The following is a 405-nucleotide window of genomic DNA, read 5'->3' as shown; positions in this document are numbered from 1 at the left end:
GGGCAAGTGCTTGAATTGCCTGATATTTTTCTGTCGAGCATCCTTCCTTTCGATCTCCTGTAATTTTTTTAAGATTGCAGCCTCAGAGGATACATACTCTAGACGGGCTCGCAATCGTTTGATCTCTAAGTCCTTTTTTTCGTTTTCTGTCAATTCACCTTTTTGTTCTTTGTTTTTTCCACGACGATCAGCTAATGCCTCAGGACCATGTTGTTCATACTTCCTGACCCAGGAATAAACCTGACCGTAAGAAACATTAAAATGTTTCATGGCCGCTGCATACTGTTTGTTTTTAGCAATTGTCCATTCCGCGATTTCGATTCGTTCAATTTTAGTCGTTTTGCGCCCATCTTTCACAGTTTTTTCCCTCCTAGTGGATCCGAATGATTTACCACTAGTATACAA

At 40.5% G+C, this 405-nt stretch carries 1 protein-coding gene; it reads right to left on the bottom strand.

Annotated elements, in window-relative coordinates; translation table 11 throughout:
• Positions 1-405, bottom strand: a 405-nt coding sequence (locus LFYK43_RS12305) for a helix-turn-helix domain-containing protein (protein WP_148095641.1), incomplete at both ends; no start/stop codon positions are given.

Origin of the sequence: Ligilactobacillus salitolerans (genome assembly GCF_003864415.1) — a bacterium.
Taxonomy (GTDB): Bacteria; Bacillota; Bacilli; order Lactobacillales; family Lactobacillaceae; genus Ligilactobacillus; species Ligilactobacillus salitolerans.
The sequence above is the reverse complement of the archived record's forward strand: the minus strand, read 5'-3'. Positions and strand labels throughout refer to the sequence as shown.